Annotated in this window: 2 protein-coding genes; both read left to right on the top strand. The window is 69.4% G+C overall.

The genetic code is table 11. From position 1 onward, the window contains the following. Nucleotides 1-192 precede the first annotated feature (192 nt). The gene (locus ACFV0G_RS02460; RefSeq protein ID WP_380540292.1) at nucleotides 193-1,506 is read left to right on the top strand and encodes a glycoside hydrolase family 18 protein; all 1,314 of its coding nucleotides are present in this window, start codon (nucleotides 193-195) and stop codon (nucleotides 1,504-1,506) included. 397 nt (nucleotides 1,507-1,903) lie between these two features. Then, the gene (ngcE, locus tag ACFV0G_RS02455) at nucleotides 1,904-3,313 is read left to right on the top strand and encodes an N-acetylglucosamine/diacetylchitobiose ABC transporter substrate-binding protein (protein WP_380540289.1); all 1,410 of its coding nucleotides are present in this window, start codon (nucleotides 1,904-1,906) and stop codon (nucleotides 3,311-3,313) included. The last annotated feature ends 126 nt before the right edge of the window (nucleotides 3,314-3,439 follow it).

Here is a 3,439-nt window from a genome sequence, read left to right as displayed (position 1 = left end):
GGGGCCGCGCCCCCCCCCCCCCCCCCCCCGGGCCCCCCCCCCCGGCGGTCGTCGTGCCGCCGCGCGGCCGCGGCGACGGAAAACCCGCGGGCGCCCGCCCCCGCCCCCTTGTGCGGACGGCCCGATGTGGACTAAACCTCTGTCTCAGCTTGGTCCAGACCATTTGATGCTGACTCAGAGAAGGCCACGGGCATGCCCAGACGCACCTCAGCAGTCCTCGCGGTGGCACTGGCCACCGTCCTCGCCGCGCCCGCAGCGGCCCAGGCCCACGACGACGGCCACGGCCCCCGGCTGCACGGCCAGCGGGTCGGCTACTTCACCCAGTGGGGTGTCTACAGCGGCGCCACCGCCCGCAAGGTGCAGGAATCCGGACAGGCCGGAAAGCTCACCGTGATCAACTACGCCTTCGGCAACGTCTCTCCCGACGGCACCTGCTTCGAGGCCAACGGCGCCGGGATCGGCGACGCCTGGGCCGACTACCAGCGCCCGGTCGGCGCGGACGAGGCCGTGAACGGCGTCGCGGACACCGCCGACCAGCCGCTGAAGGGCAACTTCAACCAGCTCCGCGAACTGAAGGCGAAGAACCCGCAGCTCAGGGCGGTCGTCTCGCTCGGCGGCTGGACCTGGTCGAAGTACTTCTCCGACGCGGCCGCCACCGACGCCGCGCGCAAGAAGTTCGTCTCCTCCTGCATCGACCTCTACCTCAAGGGCGACCTGCCGCAGCTCGGTTCGATCGAGGGCGGCACCGGGGCGGCGGCCGGCGTCTTCGACGGCATCGACATCGACTGGGAGTACCCGGGCGGCGGCGGTGACGCGGGCAACGTCGTCCGGCCCGAGGACGGGCACAACTACACCCTGCTGATGCAGGAGTTCCGCCGCCAGCTGGACGCCCTCGGGCGCGCCCGGCACGCGCACTACCTGCTGACCGCCGCCGTCCCGGCGGGCGAGGAGAAGGCCGACCGGCTGGAGGTCCCCCAGGTCGCCCGCGCGGTGGACTGGCTCAACCTCATGACCTACGACCTGCACGGCCCCTGGGAGGCGCAGGGCCCGACGAACCACCAGGCCAACCTCTTCTCCGACAGCGCCGACCCGTCCCCGCAGAACGCCGGCTACAGCGCCGACCGGGTCGTCCGGCACTACCTGGCGAAGGGCCTGCCGCCGGCCAAGGCGGTGCTCGGCGTGCCGTTCTACGGCTACGGCTGGACGGGCGTGCCCGACGGCGGCAAGGCCGGCCTGTACCAGGGCGCGACCGGCCTCGCGCAGGGCGGCAACCTGCCGTACAACCGGATCAAGGACCTGCCGGGCACGGTGCACACCGACTGGCTGCACGGCGCGACCTGGAAGTACGACGGCACCGAGTTCTGGACGTACGACACCCCCGCGCTGCTGACCCTCAAGGCCCGCTACACCCGCGTGCTCGGGCTGGGCGGGGTCATGGCGTGGTCGCTCGACAACGACGACGCGCAGGGCTCCCTGGTGGCCGCGCTGGACAGCGGACTGAGGTGACACCGCCGGGCGGCGGGTCGTGACCGACGGTCCGCCGCCCGGGGTCACCCGCGCAGCTTCGGGTGTCACACCTTCTGGGTGTTGATGCTCGAAGTTGCGCGTTTCTATGTTCAAACGCACATGAACGCGCTACCTTCTCGGTGTCGGGCGGGCCGCCGCAATGGGCAGGCTCCCTGCGCATTGCACATGCTGCACCGCCCGCAACGCTTTGACCCCCACGCGGCCCATCCGGCAGCCGGACTATTGCCGCCGGATGAACAGTGGACTATACCTTTGCGCATCACATACACCGCCTCTGACCGGCAGCATTGCCGCTAGGCGCGCTTGGCACAGCGGGAATTGACGCTCCGTCATACCCGTCAGAAACTTCTTGGACACCGAGGGGTAGGAGCACTCAATGGGCTCTGCAACCGAGTACAACCGCCGGGACATCTTCAAGCGGGCGGCCGGCATCGCCGTGCTCGCGGCCACCGGCGGCTCCCTGCTCACCGCCTGCGCCGGCGGCACGGGCGGCAGCAGCGACAAGGGCAGCAAGGGGGCCGGCGGCTACAACCTGACCGACGCCAAGAACCCGTTCGGCGTCAAGGACGGCGACGGCCTCGAGGTCTTCATCTTCAACGGCGGCTACGGCAGCGACTACGCCAAGGCGTTCGAGGCGATCTACTCGAAGACCTACCCCGGCGCCAAGATCAACCACCAGGCCGACCAGGACGTCACCGGCAAGCTCCAGCCGCGCTTCAACGCCGGCTCCCCGCCGGACGTCATCGACGACTCGGGCAACAAGCAGATCAAGCTCGACGTGCTGGCCGACTCCAACCAGCTCACCGACCTGGCCCCGCTCCTGGACGCGCCGTACATCGACGACCCGTCGAAGAAGATCCGCGACGTGCTGATGCCCGGCACCATCGAGTCCGGCACCGTCAAGGGCAAGGTCTACAACCTGTCCTACGTCTACACCGTGTGGGGCTTCTGGTACTCCAACAAGCTCTTCAAGGAGAAGGGCTGGACGGCGCCGAAGACCTGGGCCGACTTCATCACCCTGTGCGGCACCATCAAGGCCGCGGGCATCGCGCCGATCTGTCACCAGGGCAAGTACCCCTACTACATCAACGTCGCCATCCTGGACATGATCGCCAAGCAGGGCGGCCTGGACCTGATGAAGCGCATCGACGCGCTGGACGCCACCGCCTGGGACGACCCGGCCGTCAAGACCGTCGTCGAGGCGTTCTACCAGATCGTCGACAAGGACTTCCTGCTCCCCGGCACCAACGGCATGACCCACATCGAGTCGCAGACCGCGTGGAACCAGTACAAGGCCGCGTTCATCCCCTGCGGCTCCTGGCTGGAGAACGAGCAGCTCGCCACCACCCCGGCCGACTTCGACATGGTCTTCCTGCCGATGCCGTCGCTGCCCGGCGACAAGCTGCCGTTCGAGGCGATCCGCGCCGGCGCCGGCGAGCCGTTCATCGTCCCGTCGAAGGCCAAGAACGTGGCCGGCGGCCTGGAGTTCCTGCGGATGATGCTGACCAAGGAGGCCTCCGGCAAGTTCGCCCAGGCCGCCAACAGCCTCACCTGCCTCAAGGACGGCGTCGGCCCCGAGGTCAAGCTGAAGCCGGGCACCGCCTCCACCGTCGTCGCGCTGAAGGCGGCCGCGGCCAACACCTTCAACTACCAGTACCCGAACACCGCGTCCAAGTTCGACGAGGACCTGCAGAACGCCTCGGGTGAGCTGATGGCCAAGCGCATCACTCCGGCGGAGTGGATCAAGCGCGCGAAGGACTCGGCCACCAAGAACAAGACCGCCTGACCGGCGGTGTGACGAACGCGCCGGGGGCCGGACCCCCCCCCCCCCCGACGCCCGCGCGAGCAGAGTAAATGGCGGGGCGCGACGCCGAGACCCCCACAACGTGGGGGTTGTGTGGGAGCCCCACCG

Source organism: Kitasatospora sp. NPDC059571, from assembly GCF_042735675.1.
In the GTDB taxonomy this organism is placed as follows: domain Bacteria; phylum Actinomycetota; class Actinomycetes; order Streptomycetales; family Streptomycetaceae; genus Kitasatospora.
The sequence above is the reverse complement of the archived record's forward strand: the minus strand, read 5'-3'. Positions and strand labels throughout refer to the sequence as shown.

Excerpts from the sequence above, each read along its gene's own strand:
- ngcE (WP_380540289.1), top strand. The coding sequence starts at position 1,904 with ATGGGCTCTGCAACCGAGTACAACCGCCGGGACATCTTCAAGCGGGCG.
- ACFV0G_RS02460 (WP_380540292.1), top strand. The coding sequence starts at position 193 with ATGCCCAGACGCACCTCAGCAGTCCTCGCGGTGGCACTGGCCACCGTC.